Raw genomic sequence first — 22,516 nt, 5'->3', positions numbered from 1 at the left:
TTTTCCCTCACCTTGTATTTTGACCATAGCTATGATATGATACACCTAGTTTTCAGGAGGTTTCATATGAGTAAAAAATCCAGATCGAAAGTAAAATCCAGAATGATATCACTCATTGTTTTTGTGCTGCTTGCGTGTCTTGCCGTTTATATTTATCACGGCCTGCAGGCTCCTTTGACTGTCACAACTTACAATTATCATAATAAAAAAATCCCATCGGCATTTTCCGATTACACGATTGTACAGATTTCTGACCTCCACTGCAAAAATTTCGGCAAAAACCAGTCAGAACTGATCTCAAAAATAAAAGCTGCCAAACCGGACATGATTGCACTGACCGGTGATATCGTAGATGAAGACCACGATTCCATCAGCAGTGTTGAAGACCTTTTAAAAGGGATCAAAGACCTTGCACCGATTTATTTTGTTACCGGAAATCATGAGCTTACCTCTCTTGCTGCAACCCAGTATCAGGAGCTTTTAGCTCTCTTTCAAAAATACGGTGTCACTGACTTGGATAATGATTCGGTAAAATTAAAAAAGGGCGGTCAGTCCATTACTCTGTATGGCAGACAATACTTTTCACAGTACTTGACCGACTCCCTTCCGATCGCTTCTGACAAAGATTTTGACATTCTTCTTTATCATGGAAGTGATAACTTTAAAGAGATTGCACCATATCACTATGATCTGATCCTCTCCGGCCACGCACATGGCGGCATTGTCCGACTCCCAATCTGGGGCGGAATTTTTGGAAATGACGGTACATTCTTCCCGGAATATGCCGGAGGCGAATATACCATCGGTGATGCCACCCTGATCTCAAGCCGTGGACTTGGAGATGCCTCCATTCCGCGTTTTAACAATCCACCGGAATTAGTGGTCATTAAATTAAATCCTTAATCATCCGTATTGTTAAAATCCGGTATGACACCAATGATATTGATCTTTCCATAGAGGGTTCCGTCTTTTACCGTTACTAACTTGTTTGAGAAAATCTCTCTCAATACCAGATAAATACACATGAGCACGGCACCTCCTATGGCAAAGATACCGACAACTTTTAAGATATTCTTCTGTGCATTCACATCTTTTTCTGCAAATTTTGCTTTATCTAAGATTCTTGCATCTCCGTTTTCCGTAATGTTTGACATCTCGATCACAAAAGCCTCTGCTACGGCATTTGCAACCTCTACCACTTCATCTTTATCCGGTCCGACAGCATTCACACGGAGCAATGCGGATTCAATCACTGCACTCTCGTCATAATCAATATCCACTAAATCTAAAATATCCTGTGTGCTCTCATAACGGTTACCCATGATCTGATTGGCTCTCTCTAAGACCGTCTGGCTCTTTCCGATCTCTGCATAGGTCATCATCAACTTAGTACTGTCATAAGTTGCGGAATAATCCCCGCCCTCTGTGATACAGTACACACTCGAAGATGCCTTATACATATCCTGTTTTTCTTCGGTGGCAAGTGCAAATACGATTCCGATTGCAAGAAACAGGATTGCCGACATAAAGATCCAGGACAGATGTGTTTTTAATGCCTTTAAACATCTGCGTACATCAATTTCTATCAAACGCTTATTATTCATCACGATCTTCCTTTCTTCTCTTTTTCCGCTTACTGAGCTTTGATTTGTGGCTCTTATCCAGTACAAATAACAATACGATCAAAAGACACACCACTGCTGCCGCTATCATCGTTAAGCAGAATGGATTGCTAATCTCATCAATAAATTTCTTGATCCTTGACTTGCTCTCTTTGACACCCTTCTGGGTAATCTCCACCTTAAAAGTCTGCTCTTTCGTCTTATAATGGTTGCCCTTGGAATCTTCATAGGTAAAATAAACTTTGATCTGCTGCATGCCGGAGCCTTCTAACTCCACAAACCCTTCTTTTGTCTGAACCTTGCCTGCATCAATTTCGTCAAACTTGATATCGGCTTTTCCGCCCTTGACACTTCCGGTCACATGCATGATGACTTTTTTAATGTCTTTTTCCCCTTTGTTCTCATACCGGGTGCTGACTAACAGCTTCGTACCATTTTCCACACTTTTTGCTACAGACAAGAGATCTATAGACAGATCACCGCTCTGTACAATTGCCGGTGTGAAGTTGGCATTCGTTACATTGGCATTATTATTACTGAAATAGTCAATATCTAATTCGATCAACGCCGTGTCATCTAAACAAGTCTCTGCCACGCCTAATTTGTACTCTAATACCGTGGTTTCTCCCGGTGCAAGAACGGCACAGAACTTCTCATTTGCCTCACCGTTCTGGATATAAAGACCACCGTTTGGGAAATACATAAATCCAACGATATCCTTTGCATCAAACTGGCTGCTGGTATTCTGTATCGTTACCTTAATGGTAAACTCATCTCCCGGTGAAGTATCTCCCTCAATCTCATAGGACTCAACGATCACCTTAGAAATCTCACCGTCTTTTGGTTTTGCACTGCTTGTTACACGCGTTGTAGTTGTGCTTGTCTCTTTCTTGTCCTTGTCATCCTGCTTTGTCGTATCCGTTTCTGTTGTTTCCGTATCTGTTGTTGCAGCTTTTTTCTTACTTGCATCAACCGGCACAGAAAACAATCCCGTGATCAGTACACAGCACAACATTCCTCCAATGATCTTCTTAATCTGCCTCATATTTCTCCTTTCGGTTCTTTACGAACTTCTTCTTGTCAAAATAGTCATAATCCTTCAGATAACGTTTGTATTCTTCCATACTGATCTTATTTTCGATCACTCCGACAACATTTGCACTGTTTGCGATCAGTTCCTCATAGGCATCTTCTAAACATTTTTTAGAAGAACCGTCCATTGCCGTAACCATGATCGTTGCATCCGACTTTACGGCAAAAATATTTGCATCTACGGAGCTGTTGACAGACGGTACATCAATGAGTACAAAGTCATATTTCTTTTCTAATATTTCCATGACTTCTGCCATTTTAGATGCATATAAAAGATGCAGCGGATTCTCTCCGTTGATAGTTCCACATGGGATATAGTCTAACAGTGGCCAGTTCGTCTTATATATCATATCTTTTTTTCCAATATCTCCCCGGACATAATCTGCCAATCCTTTTTTATTATCTGCATTCAGACGTTTGTAATTATTTCCTTTTCGTAAGTCTCCGTCTAAGATCACGGTTTTCCAGCCTGCACAGGATAATGAGATCGCAAGCTCCATTACCACGGAGGTCGTACCTACTCCCGGCTCACATCCGCATAAATGGAAAGATTTATAGCCGTTTTTTTCTCTTTGCAGACAAATATTAAATACCGCCTTATCATATGCGTCTGTAACATGCTGATTCTTACAGCGATACAGCTCTACCTCTTTTTTCCCCATCATTTCCTCCTTCTGCTCTTAATAAGCACCTTTTCTTTTCAGTACCACAAAGACTGTCTTGATCAAAATCTTGATATCCAGTCCTAAGCTCCACTCATCAATATAGCTGACATCCAACTTTACAATCTCATCAAATGATGTGATCTGACTTCTTCCACTGACCTGCCACATTCCGGTCAGTCCCGGTTTAATACTGATCCTGCGCCAGTGATCCGCACGATATTTCTGCACCTCGTCTAATGTCGGCGGACGTGTTCCCACCAGGCTCATATCTCCTAAAAGGATATTAAAAAACTGTGGCAGTTCATCAATACTGGTCTTTCTTAAAAATGCTCCTACTTTCGTGATCCTCGGATCATTTTCCATCTTAAACATCAGATCACTCTTCACTTCATTCTCTTTTTGCAGTTCTGCCTTTTTCTTTTCTGCATCCTGACACATGGTCCTGAACTTATAGATCGTAAAATGTCTTCCGTTCTTGCCCACGCGTGTCTGCTTAAAAATAACAGGTCCCGGAGAGTCTGACTTAATTGCGATCGCAGCAATTAACATAATCGGAGAACTTAAAATGATCCCCACCAGACTTCCGATGATATCCATACTTCTCTTAATACTGCGTTTATATACATTGAGTGTTACGGTATGGTATGTAATTACCGGATAAGTTCCGAGTGCATTGACATAGCTGTCACCATAATTTGACTGGTACAGATCCATGACGATACTTGCACTGACACCCATACGGGAACAGAGCGCGATCTGTTCTCTGTAATCCTGATTTTTGATATTCTGCATGAAAAACACCTGCTCCACCGCATACTCACGGATCAGTTCTTCTAAATTCTCCATGGTGCCTACATATTCCGGCTCTTCTCCATCGCCAACATATCCGACGATATTCAGATTCAGATTTGTCTTTTTTAAAAAATGACGAAATTTTTCATATTCCTCACAGTTTCCGACTAAAAGCGTTCTTGTCTGGTTACGGTTCTGACTCTGCATCCTCCTTGCCAATGCGATCATCACAAACAGGATGTAGAACAGTGTCGCACAGAAGATCAAGGCTTTTCTGTCCTGCTTTATTTCTCCGCTTGGAAGTATGCAAAGAAGCAAAATACCCCCGGCAACCATCCACGAAAACGTCACTTTTTTAATGGTTCTGTCTATATAGAAAAATCTTGTCCTGTCATACAAGCCTGCGTCCTTTTTTTCTAAGATAAAAATAACGGAAAATGCAAAACCATAACAGAAAAAGCGGGAGAACTCCCCACTTCTGCCAAAAAACAGATAACTCAATATGACCACACCGATCCCGATCAAAAAATCGCAGACCATATCTGTCATATTTGTATCAGCTTCAAAATTACTTTTTCTCATCCAACCATTTCCTCTCCTTATTTTATCTGCAGGATGTACTTATGGATTCAATCGCAACGGCACCGCCCCGTACGACTTCTATCTGTTTGAACTTAGACTTTAACAGTGCGATCAGTTCATTATTGCGTCTTTCTGACAGCTTACACTCTAAAAGGACACTGTCCTTTCCGATATCTGCTACCTGTACCTGAAATACCTGTGCGATCTGAAATACCTCCGCTTTTTCCTCTGCCGTGCATCTTTTTACTTTTGCAAACAGGATCTCCTTCATATGGATCGGGATATTCGTAAGGTCGATCACTTTAATGACCTCCACCATACGGTTCAACTGTTTTTTGATCTGCTCAAACGTAATATCGTCACTGGTTACGCAGATGGTCATACGGGAAATCGTCTCGTCCTCTGTCGTACCTACCGTCAGACTTTGCAGATTATATGATTTTCCGGAGAAAAGTCCGGACACTTTTGCTAACACACCGACCTGGTTTTCCACATATAATGCGATCCAGCGGTTCTTCATGTCTCGTTCCATCTCTTTCCTCCTATTTCAAGATCATTTCACTCATCGGATTGCCGCTTTTTACCATTGGAAGCACAATCTCTTCGGTTGCTATCATAAATTCGAGTACCACCGGTGTCTGCTGCTCTCTCGCCCACTGTAGTGCCGGCAGAATCTCTTCTTCTTTTTCAATTCTCTTTCCGAATGCACCGTAGCTCTCTGCTAATTTTACAAAATCCGGTTCGTATGGCGGACAATCTTCTCCCGGTCCTTTGCAGCGCGGAGGACATGCCTTTCTTCTTTTCAGACAGGTCGCCTCATAGCGTTTTCCATAAAAAAGCTGTTGTATCTGACGTACCATCCCGAGATAATAATTATTCAATACACAGACAATAATATTCGTCTCCTGACACATTGCGGTTGCAAATTCCTGAATATTCATCTGAAATCCACCGTCACCGGTAATACAGATCACCTCTTTATCCGGACATCCGATCTTTGCTCCGATGGCTGCCGGAAAGCCAAAGCCCATCGTACCAAGTCCGCCGGAGGTAATAAAACGCTTCTTCTCGTTTAAGTCAATATACTGGGTTGCCCACATCTGATGCTGTCCTACATCCGTAACAATGATTCCTTCATCAAATTCCTGATTGATGCCTTCCATGATCATCTGCGGGGTCAGTCCACGGTCTCTTCGCATCTGTAACGGATTTTCTTCTTCCCACTGTGCAATGCAGGCTCTCCATTTCTCCGTCTTTTGCGGTTCTGCCCACTCTAAGAGTCTTTGGATCGCAAGTTTTGCGTCTGCTACGATCGGTACATCTACCACGACGTTTCTCGAAATGGATGCCGTATCAATATCGACATGGACAATTTTTGCATTTGGTGCAAACTCGTTCAGATCTCCGGTGATCCTGTCATTAAAACGGGTTCCGATGGAAAAAAGTACATCGCACTCACTGACTGCAAGATTTGCTGCATATCGTCCATGCATACCGCTGTTTCCGATATAATACGGATGATCGGTCGGAATCGCTCCTTTTCCCATTACAGTGGTAACTACCGGAATCTTCGTACGTTCTACTAACTCTAACAGTTCTTTATTGGCTTTTGCCGCATTGACACCGCCTCCGATTAAAAACAGTGGTTTTTTTGCAGCTTTTAAAAGTTTGTATCCTTTTTTCAACTGACCGATATGTACACCGGTACTTGGCTTATATCCGCGGATCTCTACTTTGTCCGGATAGACTGCCGGACCGGATGCCACCTGTATATCTTTTGGGATATCGATCAGTACCGGTCCCGGATTGCCTGTCGTTGCAATGTGAAATGCCATTTTGATAATGCGGCCTAAATCTTTCCGGTCACGCACCGTCACACCGTATTTTGTGACACTTCTTGTCATTCCGACAATATCAACTTCCTGAAAGGCGTCGTTTCCGATCAGATTTAACGGAACCTGTCCGGTAAAACAGACTAACGGTATATTGTCATAATGTGCATCTGCTAATCCGGTAATAATATTCGTTGCTCCCGGTCCGCTTGTTACAAGACAGACACCGACTTTTCCGGTTGCCTTGGCATATCCTTCCGCTTCATGAAGTAAGCCCTGCTCATGTCTTGGAAGCACCACTTCAATGGCATCCTGTTTATATAATTCATCAAATAGGTCTGTTACCATTCCGCCCGGATAACCGAAAATGGTATCTACGCCCTCTTCCTGTAATGCTTTTACAAATAATTTTCTTCCTGTAATATCCATACTTCCTCCTGCTTCCACAACTCGTTAGATATACCCCATTGTTCGCAATATAAATATCCACCCGGTCAGCGTAAATGCCGCAAGCAGGGTTGTGACCACGATGATACTTGCGGTCAGCACATCATCATTTTTCATGCTCTTTGCCATGATATAACAGCTTGGCGTTGCCGGCGCCGCTAACATGACCATAATGGCGATCAGTTTCTCTCCCGTAAATCCAAAGTGGATGGCTACCGGTATGAACACGGCTGCCTGCGCCACTAACTTGATAAAGGCTGCCACTAATGTCGGTTTGATCTTTGCAAGTGCCTTCTTTCCTTCAAAGCCTGCTCCTAAAGTGATCAATGCCAGCGGTGTTGCCATTGATGCCACATTATTGATCGTCTTATCGATCAGTACCGGAAAATCCAGACGCAGCAGGGATACTGCTAATCCCAATGCAATAGATAAAATGATCGGATTTTTTAAGATGTTTACACATGCTTCTTTTAATTTTCCCGTATCCCGGTCCTGTTCTTCGCCCTCGGCTTCAAAGGTCAGCACCAGAACGGAATAAATATTGTAAAGCGGAACTGCTCCAATGATCATCAATGGACCCATCGCGGATGGCCCGTACAGATTTGAAATAAAAGCCAGTCCCATGACCGCCGCACTGCTACGGAAAGATGCCTGTACAAACGCTCCCGTCATGCTTTTATCTTTCATCAGAAATCTGGCTGCTGCCCAGATCCACCAAAAGCAGATTGACGTTGCCACCGCGCAAAACAGTACATACTCTGCGTCAAACACCTTGCGGATATCTACTGCCGAAATATCACGAAATACCATAAACGGCAGTGTTACTGTAAAGTTAAACTTATTTGCTATATTAATAAAACTATCATTAAACATTCCCCTTTGCCGCAGGAACCATCCGATCACCATTACCAAAAAAATCGGGAATGTTACATTAACGCTATATATAAAATTCTCTAGCATGATCTCTTTTCATATTTCAGGAACTGGTACTCTAAATCAAAATAAGTCTGCTCCTCACTGTCTGCCGTGATCTCCCATTCTTCTTTTTCATCCAGATTTGGGAAATATGCATCTGCCTCGTATGCATAATCTATTTTTGTGATATGTGCAACATCACACTCATCGACAAGCTGGCGATAGATGCTCTCTCCACCGATCACATAGATATCCTCTGACGGATATTTTGCAAGTTCCTCTCTTAACTGCTCCATATCATGGACTACCACGGCATCCTTAACCTGATATGCCTCGTCTTTTGTCAGTACGATATTAACCCTGTTTTTTAACGGTCTCTGGTTTGGAAAGCTCTCTAAGGTCTTTCTTCCCATGACGACTACCTTACCTGTGGTCGTTTCCCTGAAAAACTTCATATCTGCCGGAATGCTTACTAACAATTTGTTTTTAAGTCCGATTGCCCAGTTCTTATCTACTGCTGCAATTAAATTCATGGTGTTTTCTCCTTTTTGGCGGCAATTATACTGCTACCGGAATATTTTTTATCTGAGGACCTGTCACATAATCTGTCACAGTCACATCCTCCGGTGTAAAATCATAGAAGTCTTTAATCTCAGGATTTAATGCGAATTTTGGTGCATCATGAACCGGTCTTTGGATCAGCTCCTCGACTAACGGTATATGGCGGTCATAAATATGCGCATCTGCTATGACGTGTACCAGTTCCCCGACATTCATGTCACAGACCTGTGCCAGCATATGAACCAGCACTGCATATTGGCAGACATTCCAGTTATTCGCCGTTAAAATGTCCTGTGAACGCTGATTTAAAATTGCATTTAAAGTCAGGCGATCTTCTCCTTTTTTCTGTGTCACATTAAAGGTCATGCTGTATGCACATGGATAGAGGTTCATCTCGTGCAGATCCTGATGTACATAGATATTTGTCATAATCCGTCTGCTGAATGGATTGTTTTTTAAGTCGTAAATGACGCGGTCTACCTGATCCATCATACCTTCTTTATACTGATGTTTGACTCCTAACTGATAGCCATAGGCTTTTCCGATAGACCCATTCTCATCTGCCCATTCATCCCAGATATGACTGTTTAAATCTTTGATATTATTAGACTTCTTCTGCCAGATCCAGAGCATCTCGTCCGTACAGCTCTTAATGGCTGTCCTTCTAAGTGTAATTGCCGGAAATTCCTCGGATAGATCATACCTGTTGACGACTCCGAATTTCTTGATGGTGTAGGCACTGCTTCCATCCTCCCAGTGTGGGCGGACTTTTTCGCCTTCTGTACTGACACCGTTCTCCAAAATATCTTTACACATATCTATAAATATACGGTCTGCTCTGCTCATACATGTTCTCCTCTGCTACTTATTCACTATTGATTTTATCCCATTTTTCCTATGCTTGCAACCGCACTTTTGCTATCTTTTTTATTTTTTTGCTCTTTTGCATAAAAATGTGCTATAATACAAAAAAAATATTTCTATTAAGGAGTTTTTTATACTATGAGCCAGGAAAAAGTAGATCGCAATAAAGCCGCTAAGGCAAGCCGGAAAAAAGATATGCAGAAAGAAAAAACAAAGCTCGCTACTATCCGTGTATGCGCAGTTGCCCTGTGTGCCGCTATCATCGGCTGGGGTGGTTATTCCATTTATCAGAGACAGGCTTCTAATAAGACTGCTGAGACGATTGAAGTGGATGCTTCCGCACTTGCAGATTACCAGAATTCGTTAGTGCAGGCAGAATAGTTTCTGTTGTTTTCAAATGTTCAAAATCCCACGGAGATTATTGTATACAATCTCCGTGGGGTTCTTTTGCTTCCACTACTTTTTCACTTCTGCTTTGTCTAACGCATCCTCTATGGCATTGATCAGCACCATGCTGGTGTATTGATTTTCTTCACTATATGTAATATTTTCCAGCGATTGTTTTTTATAGATCTGCTCTGACAGACTCTCTAACGCCGGTTCTACTAAGGGATACATGGTTGCCGTCGATTCATCCAGATTTACCAGTGAAATGGATTTAATCTTTTTTTCATCTACTGCCACCTCAACATCCAACACATTGTCGTTAAATAAGATTGAGGAGGTATAGACTCCTGCCTGATATTTCATGGTTTCTTTTGTCTTTTTGTCATCTCCTTTTTTATCAAACATACATACCATCAGTATGATAAAAAGAATTGCCAATCCCACAAATATTGCCGTATAGATCAATTCTTTCATGTGGAATACTACGATTTTTGTTTTTGAACTCAATGGAACCTCCTCATTTTTTCATTACTATAGATTATGCTTCCACCTGTTAAAATATGACTCTTTATTTTAATTCCGAAAGCGGTTTGAATGTATATCCCATCTCTTCCCACTTTGTCAGCAGTTCATCGAGTATTTCCCCATTTGTCTTAGATGTATTATGCAGCAGTACGATCGCACCCGGATGCACTCTTGGAAGCAGTTTATCAAATGCCTCCTCTTTCGTCGGCTGTGCATCCACATTCCAGTCCACATAGGCAAGGCTCCAGAAATAGGTCTGATAGCCTAACTCTTTCGCCATCTTCAGATTCTCCGTGCTGTATTTTCCCTGCGGTGGACGATAGTATTTCGTCATTTCCTTTCCGGTAATTTCCTTATATAAGTTTGACACTCCCTCTAATTCTTTCTGAAACGATGCCTTATCCGAAATGGAGGACATATCGGGATGATGATAAGTATGGTTTCCTACCGTGTAGCCTTCCTTTACCATCTTTTTTACCAGATCCGGACTCGTCTCTAAGAAATTTCCCACCACAAAAAAGGTTGCCGGTGCATTGTGCTTTTTCAATGCCGCCATGATATTTTCCGTATTGCCGTTCTCATAGCCGCAATCAAACGTCAGGTACAATACCTTCTTTTTTGCATCTCCGATATAATGTGCATCGTATTCTTTGAGTTCCTCCGGTGTCGCATTTCCACTTGGCTGCGTACCTTCCGTCCCGAATCCAAGTCCCCAGTTTTCCACCTGTTCTTTTTTAGGAGAAAAATTGCTCAGACATTGATGCGTCAAAGACGCTGCTCCGTTTCCTGCTAAAAAGAGAACCAGTGCCGCTGCGATCACGGATGCTGCTTTCTTTTTTCTGATTTTTTTTATTTTCATACGAACCACGAAACTTATTCTTAGTAAAGTTTATAGGATGGGGAGATGTCTTATGCAAGAATTGCTTAAAACAATCTCATTATCGGATGACAGTCACTCTCGGTCACTCAATCATGTAGTTCCTTTTACACAAAGAAAAACCCCTGCAAAGTCTCATGCTGCAGGGGTTTAACTAAAAATAAAAAAGAGCGCGAGACGGGACTCGAACCCGCGACCCCGACCTTGGCAAGGTCGTGCTCCACCAACTGAGCCACTCGCGCATAAGTGTTAAACACAAATGCTATTATACTGACTCTGGCGTATTTTGTCAATAGTTTTTTTCGCATTTGATGGAGTATCTGTCAGCTATTATTTTTCTACCTTCACGCCAAATATATAGATACGAATATTTACTGTTCGAATATCCTTAGCCTCTTTGCAATCTCTTCCGGCTCCGGTAACATTGCTTTCATATTATCCGGCAACGTACTCCTTAACTGATATGTAGCCACACCGATTGGGGCACTCGTCTGCTTCAGTGCATATTCCACATATGTCTTATCCTTGCTTTTACAGATAATCATACCAATTGATGGATTTTCATCCGGTAATTTTACCTGTTCATCCAATGCAGTCAGATATAATTGCATTTTTCCCGCATATTCTGCTTCAAACTCTCCTATTTTCAGTTCTATAGCAACCAGACTTCTCAACCGTCTGTGAAATAACAAAAGATCTATATATAAATCCCTGCTACCAGCCATCAAATGATATTGATTCCCTATAAATGTAAAATCCCCACCCATTTCAATTAAAAAGGCTCTAATATTATTTACCAACTGGAGTTCTAATTCATGTTCTGAATACTCCGGAGAAAGTTCCGCAAAGTCAAACGTATATTCATCCTTTACAGCCAGTTTTGCCTGTACTCTTCTTTCTTCCGGCACTGTTAGATCAAAATTCGTTTGATTAGTCAAATATTTCTCATATGTCTTTGCTTCAATAAAATTTGATAAAATACGTTTGGTCCAACCATATTGTTTTGACATCTGGATATAAAACTCTCGTTCTAAATCATCCTTACATTTTTCCATAATGATGATATTATTACTCCAACTAATTTCCCGCACCAGTGGTGCGAGTTTTTCTGAATCACGATATGTCAAATAGAAATTACGCATTCTCCACAAATTTGCAGCAGAATACCCCTTTGCTCCCGAGAATTCTTTCTGTAATTCCTGAGACAAAATCTGAACAATTGATTTTCCCCAGCCTTTTTCCTGCTGTTGCCTGTATATTTCTTCTCCAATCTCCCAGTAAAGATTGATCGTTTCTGCATTTATTACCTTTAATACATGATATTGCTTTTTATGTATTAATTGTTTTAATTCATCAACAAAAGGTTCATAACCCTGTATTTCATTGTTTCCCATACTCTTCTCCATTTCTCGCACCACTGGTGCGAGTTTTCCAGATAATATTCATTACATCCAGCGTCATTACTCATTTTATTCTTTCATCATCAATGATGTACTATTCTACCATACTCCTTTTTTGTCTGCTATCGTCATTTTTCATCAATTTTAAATGCCACAACAACCTATCGCTTGCTGCGGCATTCCGTTCTATTTCAATCTTTTTTCTGCATATTGGAGATTATTTTGTTTCTACATACTTTTTGATATTTGACGCATTGACGTATTTTTTTGCCCTGTTATTTTCTACTACGACAAGCGTTGGTGCCTGCATAACACCATATTTTTCAACCAGTTCCTGATTTTCCTCTGCGTCGATCAGCACATAATTTTCTTCGCCCAGAATTTCTTTTGCTGCTGCACAGTTCGGACAGGTCTTGGTTGTAAACAGATAGCGGATGTTATCGGTCGGCTCCACTTTGACCTCATCCTTTGAAATCGTAACAATATTTGTCTTGACTTCACTTAATTTCGAAGGATTGATCTCATACAATTTACGATCTTTGTATTCCTGTGTCTTTCCATCATTCCAGTTCTGAACCGGACGGTAATAACCGGTGATCCGGCTGTAAACCTCTGCTTCTTTTCCACAGTGAGGACAGGTAAAATGTTCCCCTGCAATATAACCATGTTCTTTGCAGATCGAATAGGTTGGAGAAATCGTATAATACGGCAGTTTGTAGTTCTGTGCGATCTTTCGTACCAGCGTTGCTGCCGCTTTCCAATCCGGAAGTTTTTCTCCAAGGAATGCATGGAATACAGTTCCTGAGGTATATAAGGTCTGAAGCTCATCCTGAATATCCAATGCCTCAAAAATATCTGAGGTATAGCCTACCGGAAGATGAGAGCTGTTCGTGTAATACGGTGTTTCGCCCTCACGTCCTGCCGTAATAATGCCAGGATATTGCTTTTTATCATATTTTGCCAAACGGTATGTTGTGGATTCTGCCGGTGTTGCTTCTAAGTTGTATAAATCACCATACGCCTCCTGATAGTCACTCAGACGCTCACGCATATGATTTAAAACATCTTTGGCAAACTCCTGTGTTTCCTCGTGTGTTAAGTCCTCGCCAAGCCATTTTGCATTCAGTCCCACTTCGTTCATACCGATCAGCCCAATCGTTGAGAAGTGGTTATCAAAGGTTCCAAGATAACGCTTGGTATACGGATAAAGTCCCTCATCTAACAGCTTGGAAATAACGCCTCTTTTAATCTTCAAAGAACGTGCCGAAATATCCATCATATGATCTAATCTGTGATAGAATTCTTTTTCATTCTTAGACAGATATGCAATTCTCGGCAGATTGATCGTTACTACACCTACAGAACCTGTACTCTCGCCGGAACCGAAGAAACCACCCGATTTTTTCCGCAGTTCACGCAGATCCAGACGCAGACGACAGCACATGGAACGCACATCACTCGGCTCCATATCACTGTTGATATAGTTTGAAAAATACGGTGTTCCGTACTTCGATGTCATTTCAAACAAAAGACGGTTGTTCTCTGTATCAGACCAGTCAAAATCACTCGTAATAGAGTAAGTCGGTATCGGATACTGGAATCCTCTTCCGTTCGCATCTCCTTCGATCATGGTTTCAATGAATGCCTTGTTGACCATATCCATTTCTTTTTTACAGTCTTTGTACTTAAAGTCCATTTCTTTGCCACCAACGATCGCAGGAAGTTCTGCTAAATCGTTTGGAACGGTCCAGTCTAAAGTAATATTGGAAAACGGTGACTGTGTTCCCCAGCGGCTTGGTGTATTTACACCATAGATGAATGACTCAATGCATTTTTTTACTTCCTCATAGGATAAGTTGTCCACTTTGACAAATGGTGCAAGGTAGGTATCAAAGGAAGAAAATGCCTGTGCTCCTGCCCACTCATTCTGCATAATCCCAAGGAAGTTCACCATCTGGTTACACAATACGGAAAGATGTTTTGCCGGAGAAGAAGTGATCTTACCCGGAATTCCACCAAGACCTTCCTGGATCAACTGTTTTAAAGACCAGCCTGCACAGTAACCGGTCAGCATGGACAGATCATGAATATGGATGTCACAGTTGCGGTGTGCATTTGCGATCTCCTCATCATAAATCTCTGAAAGCCAGTAATTGGCTGTAACCGCTCCGGAGTTGCTTAAGATCAAGCCTCCTACGGAATATGTAACGGTAGAATTCTCTTTGACACGCCAGTCCTCTACCTTTACATAGCTGTCTACAATTTCCTTATAATTTAAAATCGTAGACTTCATATTTCTCATTTTTTCACGCTGCTTGCGGTATAAAATGTATGCTTTTGCAACATCTGTATAACCCGCCTGCTCTAACACGGTCTCAACGCTGTCTTGGATATCCTCTACATGGACAACTCCGTCTTTAATCTTAGACTGAAAATCTGCAGTGACCCGAAGCCCTAACAGCTCTATGATATCATCTGTATATTCCTTGCCCGTTGCTTTGAACGCTTTCTCTATCGCTCCACGAATTTTTGCCAGATTAAAGTCATCGGTCTCCCCATCTCTTTTCACTACTTTGAACATTATTCCATCACCCTCCATACCTGTTCACAAGATACGCTTTTCAAATCGTGTACGTCTATTCTATCAAATCGCATTTTTGAAGTCAATATAAAAAAGCACTATATGTAGTGTTCATTTTTTGTTGAACTTTCTACATATAGTGAAACTCTTTTGGTACCCAGGCACGCACAAAAATGCCGTCTTCCCGGTATTCTTCGCTTAAAAGCTCGCCCTTTTCGCGGATCTTCTGGATGACTCCGGCATCCCGATATGGTATCGTGCACTCTAAAAAATCTTTTTCTTCGCGTAAAATTTCTTCTAAGATATTTTTTAAATCCTCTAAACCGTCTCCGTATTTTGCGGAAATATGAACAGTCCGCTCCGCACGAAAATCATGCAGCGGTTCCGGCTGCCCGATACGGTCTGTTTTATTAAACGCCGTAATGATCTTTTTGCCCTCTACTTCTAAATTCCGCAGGGTATCATATACGATATACATCTGTTTATCCATCTGCGGATTTGAGGCATCTACCACATGCAAAATGATATCTGCATACTTTGCCTCCTCTAAGGTACTCCGGAAAGCATCAATTAAGTGATGCGGCAGTTTGCGGATAAATCCTACCGTATCTGTCATCAGCACCTTCTGATGGTTAGTCAGTTCTAAAATCCTCGTTGTCGGATCTAAGGTCGCAAACAGCTTATCCTCTTCTAAAACTTCTGCATTCGTTAAATGATTTAACAGTGTGGATTTTCCTGCATTGGTATAACCGACCACTGCCACCACCGGTATCCCGCTTCGCTTCCGCTGCTGTCTGTTGACCTCACGATGCCTTTGCACCTCTTTTAATTCCCTGTTCAACTGTGCCACACGGCTGTTGATCAACCGCCTGTCCATCTCTAATTTTTTCTCACCGGGACCTCTCGTACCAATCCCGCCACCCAATCGTGACAGAGAAGGTCCCAATCCGCTCAGACGGCTTAAACGGTATTTCAGCTGTGCTAACTCTACCTGTATCTTTCCTTCGCTGGTAGAAGCTCTTGTAGCAAAAATATCCAAAATGATCAGCGTCCGGTCCATGACCTTTGTCTTTAATGCTTCTTCTAAATTTTTCAACTGCGCCGGTGATAACTCATCGTCACAGACAATTCCGGTTGCACCGGTCTGTTCTATCAGTTCTTCTAATTCAAATACCTTGCCGGTCCCGACATAGGTCCCCGGATGGATATTCTCTCTCTTTTGGATCAGTGTTCCCACAACGACTGCACCGGCAGTCTCCACCAGTTCTGCCAACTCTGCTACCGAATCCTCGGCATCGTCGCCGTCCTGCTGTGAAACACCTACTAAAATGACACGCTCTGTCTCCTGTTCTACTTCATAAAGCGGCATGCTTTTCTCCTATCTGGTCTTTAAAAATGTGTATTCCCGAACTGCCTCTTCGTCACTTTTATATTCTTTGATATAGGCTTGCATCGTCTTTTTTGCCGACTCAAAATCACCGCTGTACTCATAGGCGGCAATCTCATTTTTCATCAGTTCCTGTTTGTTCACGGCATCCTTATTTTTCAAGCCCATCTGAAAATATTTTAAAGCATCCTCGTAATTACCGTCTTTCATCTGCATCATGCCTAAGGTATTCAACGCTTCACTGTCTTTTGCGTTTTCTTTGACATAGCTTTCTAAAAGTGCCTGCCCCTGTTCCTGTTGATCCGTTGCATTATAGACCTCTGCTAAATACAGCAGTGCTGTCTTATCATCCTTATCAATTGCCCGGTCCAGACTGCTCTTTGCCTGTGTATAATCTTCTAAGAGATAGTACACATGTCCCTGCTCCGCATAATCTGCACCATCCTTTGGCTTGATGTCCAGTGCTTTTTTCAGATAGTTCTTCGCTTCCTCTGTTTCACCTTTATTGGTCAGATTCTCGTAAATGCCCTCGTAAATCTCATACTCTCTTCCTGCATATTTGACCGCATTCTTATAATCTTTGAATGCCTTGTCTTTTTTATCTGTATCTAAATAGACACTTCCACGCAGATAGTATGCATTCGCATTTTCCTTATCATAATCGATCAGTGACGTATAAGTTTCGATCGCACCGTCATAATCTTTTTTTGCAAACTGGGCAGCTGCCTTATAATAACAGATGTCTATCTCCTCGGCACCGATTTTTCCTAATGACGTATCTAAGGCTTTCTGAAAGGATTTGACCGCCTTATCATAATCGCCCTCTGCCATACTGTTAATTCCAATCTTACGATAGGCATCCTGATTCTTCTGGTTCTCACTCTGACATCCGCTAAATCCCAATGCCATGGTCAGACCTAAGATACCAACTGCCATATATTTTTGAAATTTCATTCTGCTTCTCCAGATTCTCTCTTATTTTCCATCGTATTCCCTATTCTTTCTATTCGAAATATCTAAATACGACATTGATACCAGTATATCAAGTTTACCTCAAAATGAAAAGAGCAATCTGAACTTCCTCTACAGCTTCCAGATATCCTCATTGTACTGCGCAATCGTTCTGTCTGAGGAGAAAAATCCCGCCTGACTGATGTTGATAAGCATTTTCTTTGCCCACTTCAAACGCTCCTCATAATCAGCAAACATCCGCTCTTTCGTCTCCATATAATCTCTCCAGTCCAAAAGTGTCATAAACCAGTCTTTTGAGATCAGTTCGTGATGCAGACGCTCTAAATATTCTTCATTGCCGATTCGTTTTAATTCATCACTGACAATAAAGTCCACCGCCCGCCGGATATCCTCATCTTTTTCATAATAATCTTTTGACACATAATCTGCTTTTGCATAGTGCTCCATCACAGTCTCAGAAGATTCTCCAAAGATATAGATATTGTCCTCGCCGACTAACTGTGCAATCTCCACATTTGCTCCATCCATTGTCCCGATGGTAACCGCTCCGTTCAACATAAACTTCATATTTCCGGTTCCCGATGCCTCTTTAGAAGCAAGTGAAATCTGCTCATCAATATCACATGCCGGAATCAGCTTTTCTGCCGCCGTCACATTGTAGTTTTCTACCATCACTACCTTCAGATACGGTGACACCTGTGGATCATTTGCAATCAGTTCCTGCAAACATAAAATCAGATGAATAATATCTTTCGCGATGATATATGCCGGTGCTGCTTTTGCCCCAAAGATTACAGTAATCGGTCTCTTCGGAAGATTACCTGCTTTGATGTCAAAATATTTATGAATCACATAGAGCGCATTCATCTGCTGTCTCTTATATTCATGCAGACGCTTAATCTGAATATCAAAAACAGAATGTTCGTCTAACTCAATATTCTGTGTCCGCTTCAAATAATCTTTTAACTCGCATTTTGCGGATTGCTTTACCTCTAAGAGTCTTGTTTGCACCGCTTCATCCTCTGCAAACTGTGCCAGTTTTTCTAATTCTGTTGCATCTTTTTTAAAGCCATCTCCGATAAGCTCCGTAATCAGTTCTGTCAGCTTCGGATTGGCATGCAGCAGCCATCTGCGGAACGTGATTCCATTGGTCTTATTATTGAATTTTTCCGGATAAAGCTGATAAAAGTTTTTCAACTCACTGTTCTTTAAAATTTCCGTATGCAGGTATGCCACACCATTGACACTGAACCCATAATGGATATCCAGATTTGCCATGTGTACCAGTCCATCCTGAATAATATAGGTACTTTCATCACGGACTTCTTTACGGATACGGTTATCCAACTGACGGATGATCGGCATCAGCTGTGGTACTGCCCTCTCTAAATATCCGATCGGCCACTTTTCCAATGCCTCTGCTAAAATCGTATGATTCGTATATGCGCAGGTCTTTCGGACAATGTCAATTGCCTCATCTATCAAAAGACCTTCTTCCATCAAAAGCCGTACCAGCTCCGGGATCACCATGGTCGGATGTGTGTCGTTGATCTGGATCACGGCATAATCCGCCAGATCATAGATATCCGAGCCACGCTCTTTTGCCTCGTCTAAGATCAGTCTTGCCGCATTGCTCACCATAAAATACTGCTGATACACACGCAGGATACGTCCGTCATCATCACTGTCATCCGGGTATAAAAAGAGCGTCAGATTCTTTTTAATGTCTGTCTTATCAAAAGAAATCCCTTCTTTTACAATGTCCTCATCTACAGATTCAATGTCAAACAGATGCAGTTTATTGGTACGGTTCTCATAACCGGTCACGTCAATATCATACATCCGTGACTGCACCGAAAAACCGCCAAACGGGATCGTATACGTCTTATCCGTCTTTGTCAGCCAGCTTTCCTTTTCTATCCATGGATTTGGAAGTTCCTTCTGTGCATTGTTTTCAAAGACCTGACGAAACAGTCCGTAATGATAGTTCAGACCTACACCGTCGCCATTCAGTCCCAGCGTTGCAATCGAATCTAAAAAGCAGGCTGCCAGTCTTCCTAAACCACCATTGCCAAGTGACGGTTCCGGTTCTAATTCTTCAATCTCGGACAGGGATTTTCCCGCATCCTCTAATTCCTTTCGGACTTCTTCATAAATTCCTAAATTGATCAGATTGTTAGATAAGAGTTTTCCAATCAGAAACTCTGCAGAAATATAATATAATTTCTTCTTCTCTTTCTCTGCTGTATCTTTCCCTGCTTTTTGCGCTGCAAGTTTTTTTACATGTTCTAAGAGTGCAAGATAAATCTCCTCATTACTGCACTTTGAAAGTTCTTTTGGATAACTGACTGCCATCTGCATGCTCCTCTCTCCCTTAGTATACGGTATCTACTTTCATCATATTCGTTGTTCCGGATTTTCCGATCGGTACACCGGAGGTAATGACTACCGTATCTCCTGACTCTAAATATCCATGTTCTTTTGCACCTACGATAGAATGTGCGAACAGATCAAATACATTTTTCTCTTCCTTAATTACGATCGGATAAACGCCCCAGGAAAGATTGATCTGTCTGCTGACCTTTTCTTCCATGGTACAGCCGATGATCGGACATGCCGGACGATATCTTGAAATTGCTCTTGCCGATCTTCCTGATTTCGTAACGGTAATGACTGCTTTTGCATTCAGGTCATGTGCTGTGGTACAGGTTGCATGACAGATTGCATCGGTAACATCCGGCTGTTCCTCTTTTTCATAGCGGAAAAATCGCTTTTTATAGTCGATATCCTGCTCGGTACGATCAGCGATACGAACCATCATCCGCAGTGCCTCCACCGGATAATCTCCTGCCGCGGTCTCTCCCGAAAGCATGATCGCACTGGTTCCGTCATAGATGGCATTCGCAACATCTGTGGTCTCTGCTCTTGTCGGTCTTGGATTTTTCATCATGGAATCTAACATCTGTGTTGCCGTGATAACCTGTTTTCCTGCCTTATAAACTTTCTTTATGATCATCTTCTGGATTACCGGAACTTCTTCACAAGGGATCTCCACACCCATATCACCGCGGGCAATCATAATGCCATCGGAAACTTCGATAATGGAATCGATATTTTCCACCCCTTCTCCGTTTTCGATCTTTGCAATAATATTGATGTTCCATCCGCCATTCTCATCTAAAAGTCTGCGGATCTCTAATACATCATCTGCGGAACGCACAAAGGATGCTGCCACAAAGTCCATATCCTCCCGGATTCCAAACAGGATATCCTGTCTGTCTTTCTCGCTCAGATATTCCATTGCTAAATGGATGCCCGGCACATTGATCCCCTTGTGGTTTGATACCGCACCGTCATTTAAAACCGTACAGTAAATCTCCTTATCTTCAATCTTATCTACCTGCATCCCGATCAGTCCGTCATCAATCAAAATCTTTGTTCCAACGGTTACATCCTGCCACAGATTCTCATAAGTAATGGATGCACGTTCTTTGTTTCCTAATACTTCTTCTCCGGTTAAAATAAAAGTCTGTCCTTTTTCTAACATTACTTTTTTATCTTCAAAATCTCTCAAACGTATCTCCGGTCCTTTGGTATCTAACAGTGCTGCTACCGGCTGACCACATTTTTCTCTGAGACTGCGGAGTTTTTCAATCCTTCCCCGCTGCTCCTCATGGTCTCCATGTGAAAAATTAAATCTTGCAACATTCATTCCTTCTTTAATTAATTGTTCTAACACATCTCCACGGTCTGTTGCCGGTCCTAATGTACAGATGATTTTTGTCTTACGCATTGATTTCTTCCTCCTTAACAACTGCTAAATTTTTCTGTTTTCTTAAACGGTATCTGACATTCTCTTTTAGAAGTGTATACAATACAGAGCAGATCGGTATAAAAAATATCATACCCACAATGCCGTACAGCTTACCGCCCACGGTCACTGCTGCCAATACCCAGATCGACGGAAGTCCTATGGAACCTCCCACTACATGAGGATAGATCAGATTGCCTTCTATTTGCTGTATGATTAAAAACATGATCAAAAATCCCAACGCACGCATCGGGTCCACTACCGCGATCAGGCAACAGCCGATGATACATCCGATAAATGCTCCCCAGATCGGGATCAGGGATGTGACTGCGATCAAAACACTGATCAAAAGTGCATACGGTATTTGAAAAATTGACATCGTGATAAAAAACATCGTTCCCAAAATGCAGGCTTCTAAACACTGGCCTGAAATAAATTTCTGAAAGGTGATGCTTGTCAGCTTTCCTACTTTCCAGACTGTTTCGGAAACCGGCTGTTTAAGATATGCCTGTAACAGATTTTTCGTCTGGCGTTTTAATTTTTCCTTCTGTGCCAATACATAGATCGCAAAGATCAGACCGATAAACAGGTTCAGCATATTTCCTAACGTGCCGCTAAGCTTTGCCATTGCCGAGCTGTCCGGATTATTCATCCAGTTATTCAAAAAACCGATCACTTCATTGATCACTCTTTCACTGCTCAGATTGACCTTCGTGATCGTATCTGCAAACTGTGGGAATTTCCCGGATAACTCCTGCTGATAGTTATCGAGATTCTGCATAGCTCCCGGAACTGCCTGTACAATGCTGCTGACAGTCTTTGTAAGCTGCGGAACGATCAATGCTCCTACTGCTCCGATAATGCCGAATACCAGCACCAGTGTGATCAAAATAGCCAGTGTCCTTCTCATTTTATCAAATTGTTTTCCTGCTAATACCTTCCGTTCCATGAAGTTCATTGGCACGCTTAAAAACAATGCAAATACAATGCCGATGATAAACGGCATAAAGACATCGATCAGCCTCGTGATCCAGCGGCATACGCTTCCAAAATTCAAAGCGATCCCTAACATGACTACGGTAAAACTGATCAAACCTAACGCTGTTACTATTTTCTTCGTTTCCGGCTTCATTCATTCCCTCTCTTTTCATTCTTTTTCTGATTTAAAAAACGAGACTCCTGCTGCTCTGCACAACAAAAGTCT

Annotated in this window: 20 protein-coding genes and 1 tRNA gene; 2 read left to right on the top strand and 19 right to left on the bottom strand. The window is 41.9% G+C overall.

The genetic code is table 11. The annotated features are described in order from the left end of the window. The first annotated feature begins 66 nt into the window (after positions 1–66). Complete coding sequence (locus WMO43_RS02105) at positions 67–903, top strand: metallophosphoesterase (protein ID WP_353529673.1); 837 nt, start codon at positions 67–69, stop codon at positions 901–903. Here the strand turns inward: WMO43_RS02105 and WMO43_RS02100 are convergent. Genes WMO43_RS02100 through thyA form a run of 9 tightly spaced genes read right to left on the bottom strand, consistent with a single transcriptional unit; the run spans position 900 to position 9,354 of the window. Then, positions 900–1,604 carry a YveK family protein gene (locus WMO43_RS02100; RefSeq protein WP_353529672.1) on the bottom strand — a complete coding sequence of 235 codons (705 nt, stop codon included), beginning with the start codon at positions 1,602–1,604 and terminating at the stop codon, positions 900–902. The genes WMO43_RS02105 and WMO43_RS02100 overlap by 4 nt on opposite strands. Beyond that, positions 1,597–2,667, bottom strand: a complete 1,071-nt coding sequence (locus WMO43_RS02095) for a COG1361 family protein (RefSeq protein WP_353529671.1) — start codon at positions 2,665–2,667, stop codon at positions 1,597–1,599. Before WMO43_RS02095 ends, WMO43_RS02100 begins: the two co-directional genes overlap by 8 nt. Then, positions 2,654–3,376, bottom strand: coding sequence for a tyrosine-protein kinase family protein (locus WMO43_RS02090; protein WP_353529670.1), 723 nt, complete (start codon positions 3,374–3,376; stop codon positions 2,654–2,656). The genes WMO43_RS02095 and WMO43_RS02090 overlap by 14 nt, the downstream gene beginning before the upstream one ends. 18 nt (positions 3,377–3,394) lie before the next feature. Continuing rightward, entirely contained in the window at positions 3,395–4,753 is a 1,359-nt protein-coding gene (locus WMO43_RS02085) for a sugar transferase (protein ID WP_353529669.1), read from the bottom strand. Positions 4,754–4,775: 22 nt separating this feature from the next. After that, a complete protein-coding gene (gene ilvN / locus WMO43_RS02080) occupies positions 4,776–5,285 on the bottom strand; it encodes an acetolactate synthase small subunit (RefSeq protein WP_434784162.1) in 510 nt (169 codons plus the stop codon). Between the two features lie 10 nt (positions 5,286–5,295). Then, entirely contained in the window at positions 5,296–7,014 is a 1,719-nt protein-coding gene (gene ilvB, locus WMO43_RS02075; protein WP_353529668.1) for a biosynthetic-type acetolactate synthase large subunit, read from the bottom strand. Between the two features lie 24 nt (positions 7,015–7,038). After that, positions 7,039–7,992 (bottom strand): AEC family transporter, encoded by a 954-nt coding sequence (locus WMO43_RS02070; RefSeq protein ID WP_353529667.1) that lies wholly within the window; start codon positions 7,990–7,992, stop codon positions 7,039–7,041. Next, positions 7,986–8,480: a dihydrofolate reductase gene (locus WMO43_RS02065; RefSeq protein WP_353529665.1), complete on the bottom strand. Its 495-nt coding sequence runs from the start codon at positions 8,478–8,480 to the stop codon at positions 7,986–7,988. Before WMO43_RS02065 ends, WMO43_RS02070 begins: the two co-directional genes overlap by 7 nt. 25 nt (positions 8,481–8,505) lie before the next feature. Continuing rightward, on the bottom strand, positions 8,506–9,354 hold the full coding sequence (gene thyA, locus WMO43_RS02060) for a thymidylate synthase (RefSeq protein ID WP_353529664.1): 849 nt from the start codon (positions 9,352–9,354) through the stop codon (positions 8,506–8,508). A 156-nt stretch (positions 9,355–9,510) separates the two neighbouring features. Between thyA and WMO43_RS02055 the strand changes: the two genes are divergently transcribed. Beyond that, entirely contained in the window at positions 9,511–9,753 is a 243-nt protein-coding gene (locus WMO43_RS02055; protein WP_353529662.1) for a hypothetical protein, read from the top strand. Between the two features lie 75 nt (positions 9,754–9,828). Here WMO43_RS02055 and WMO43_RS02050 read toward each other — a convergent pair whose 3' ends face one another. The 10 genes from WMO43_RS02050 to WMO43_RS02005 form a co-directional block, all read right to left on the bottom strand. Then, positions 9,829–10,266: an FMN-binding protein gene (locus WMO43_RS02050; RefSeq protein WP_177962059.1), complete on the bottom strand. Its 438-nt coding sequence runs from the start codon at positions 10,264–10,266 to the stop codon at positions 9,829–9,831. 61 nt (positions 10,267–10,327) lie between these two features. Continuing rightward, positions 10,328–11,143: a delta-lactam-biosynthetic de-N-acetylase gene (locus WMO43_RS02045; RefSeq protein WP_353529661.1), complete on the bottom strand. Its 816-nt coding sequence runs from the start codon at positions 11,141–11,143 to the stop codon at positions 10,328–10,330. A 187-nt stretch (positions 11,144–11,330) separates the two neighbouring features. Beyond that, positions 11,331–11,403 (bottom strand) — tRNA-Gly (locus WMO43_RS02040). A gap of 129 nt (positions 11,404–11,532) precedes the next feature. Then, complete coding sequence (locus WMO43_RS02035) at positions 11,533–12,555, bottom strand: PDDEXK nuclease domain-containing protein (RefSeq protein WP_353529659.1); 1,023 nt, start codon at positions 12,553–12,555, stop codon at positions 11,533–11,535. Between the two features lie 223 nt (positions 12,556–12,778). Next, positions 12,779–15,142 carry a ribonucleoside triphosphate reductase gene (locus WMO43_RS02030; protein ID WP_353529657.1) on the bottom strand — a complete coding sequence of 788 codons (2,364 nt, stop codon included), beginning with the start codon at positions 15,140–15,142 and terminating at the stop codon, positions 12,779–12,781. 130 nt (positions 15,143–15,272) lie between these two features. After that, positions 15,273–16,511 (bottom strand): GTPase HflX, encoded by a 1,239-nt coding sequence (gene hflX, locus WMO43_RS02025; RefSeq protein WP_353529655.1) that lies wholly within the window; start codon positions 16,509–16,511, stop codon positions 15,273–15,275. A 9-nt stretch (positions 16,512–16,520) separates the two neighbouring features. After that, positions 16,521–17,483, bottom strand: a complete 963-nt coding sequence (locus WMO43_RS02020) for a tetratricopeptide repeat protein (RefSeq protein ID WP_353529652.1) — start codon at positions 17,481–17,483, stop codon at positions 16,521–16,523. Between the two features lie 129 nt (positions 17,484–17,612). Further along, the gene (locus WMO43_RS02015; protein WP_353529650.1) at positions 17,613–19,856 is read right to left on the bottom strand and encodes a glycogen/starch/alpha-glucan phosphorylase; all 2,244 of its coding nucleotides are present in this window, start codon (positions 19,854–19,856) and stop codon (positions 17,613–17,615) included. A 19-nt stretch (positions 19,857–19,875) separates the two neighbouring features. Then, the gene (gene pyk / locus WMO43_RS02010; protein WP_353529648.1) at positions 19,876–21,294 is read right to left on the bottom strand and encodes a pyruvate kinase; all 1,419 of its coding nucleotides are present in this window, start codon (positions 21,292–21,294) and stop codon (positions 19,876–19,878) included. Next, positions 21,287–22,444 carry an AI-2E family transporter gene (locus WMO43_RS02005; RefSeq protein WP_353529646.1) on the bottom strand — a complete coding sequence of 386 codons (1,158 nt, stop codon included), beginning with the start codon at positions 22,442–22,444 and terminating at the stop codon, positions 21,287–21,289. The genes pyk and WMO43_RS02005 overlap by 8 nt, the downstream gene beginning before the upstream one ends. Positions 22,445–22,516: the final 72 nt, after the last annotated feature.

Origin of the sequence: Maccoyibacter intestinihominis, from assembly GCF_040096355.1 — a bacterium.
Taxonomy (GTDB): domain Bacteria; phylum Bacillota; class Clostridia; order Lachnospirales; family Lachnospiraceae; genus Maccoyibacter; species Maccoyibacter intestinihominis.
Note: the sequence above shows the minus strand (reverse complement) of the source record. Positions and strands in the feature narration are given on the sequence as shown.

Coding starts and splice junctions, on each gene's coding strand:
- WMO43_RS02035 (WP_353529659.1), bottom strand. CDS start 12,555: ATGGGAAACAATGAAATACAGGGTTATGAACCTTTTGTTGATGAATTA.
- hflX (WP_353529655.1), bottom strand. CDS start 16,511: ATGCCGCTTTATGAAGTAGAACAGGAGACAGAGCGTGTCATTTTAGTA.
- WMO43_RS02015 (WP_353529650.1), bottom strand. CDS start 19,856: ATGGCAGTCAGTTATCCAAAAGAACTTTCAAAGTGCAGTAATGAGGAG.
- WMO43_RS02065 (WP_353529665.1), bottom strand. CDS start 8,480: ATGAATTTAATTGCAGCAGTAGATAAGAACTGGGCAATCGGACTTAAA.
- WMO43_RS02070 (WP_353529667.1), bottom strand. CDS start 7,992: ATGCTAGAGAATTTTATATATAGCGTTAATGTAACATTCCCGATTTTT.
- WMO43_RS02105 (WP_353529673.1), top strand. CDS start 67: ATGAGTAAAAAATCCAGATCGAAAGTAAAATCCAGAATGATATCACTC.
- pyk (WP_353529648.1), bottom strand. CDS start 21,294: ATGCGTAAGACAAAAATCATCTGTACATTAGGACCGGCAACAGACCGT.
- ilvB (WP_353529668.1), bottom strand. CDS start 7,014: ATGGATATTACAGGAAGAAAATTATTTGTAAAAGCATTACAGGAAGAG.
- thyA (WP_353529664.1), bottom strand. CDS start 9,354: ATGAGCAGAGCAGACCGTATATTTATAGATATGTGTAAAGATATTTTG.
- ilvN (WP_434784162.1), bottom strand. CDS start 5,285: ATGGAACGAGACATGAAGAACCGCTGGATCGCATTATATGTGGAAAAC.
- WMO43_RS02100 (WP_353529672.1), bottom strand. CDS start 1,604: ATGAATAATAAGCGTTTGATAGAAATTGATGTACGCAGATGTTTAAAG.
- WMO43_RS02090 (WP_353529670.1), bottom strand. CDS start 3,376: ATGGGGAAAAAAGAGGTAGAGCTGTATCGCTGTAAGAATCAGCATGTT.
- WMO43_RS02030 (WP_353529657.1), bottom strand. CDS start 15,142: ATGTTCAAAGTAGTGAAAAGAGATGGGGAGACCGATGACTTTAATCTG.
- WMO43_RS02020 (WP_353529652.1), bottom strand. CDS start 17,483: ATGAAATTTCAAAAATATATGGCAGTTGGTATCTTAGGTCTGACCATG.
- WMO43_RS02055 (WP_353529662.1), top strand. CDS start 9,511: ATGAGCCAGGAAAAAGTAGATCGCAATAAAGCCGCTAAGGCAAGCCGG.
- WMO43_RS02095 (WP_353529671.1), bottom strand. CDS start 2,667: ATGAGGCAGATTAAGAAGATCATTGGAGGAATGTTGTGCTGTGTACTG.
- WMO43_RS02005 (WP_353529646.1), bottom strand. CDS start 22,444: ATGAAGCCGGAAACGAAGAAAATAGTAACAGCGTTAGGTTTGATCAGT.
- WMO43_RS02045 (WP_353529661.1), bottom strand. CDS start 11,143: ATGAAAATAAAAAAAATCAGAAAAAAGAAAGCAGCATCCGTGATCGCA.
- WMO43_RS02085 (WP_353529669.1), bottom strand. CDS start 4,753: ATGAGAAAAAGTAATTTTGAAGCTGATACAAATATGACAGATATGGTC.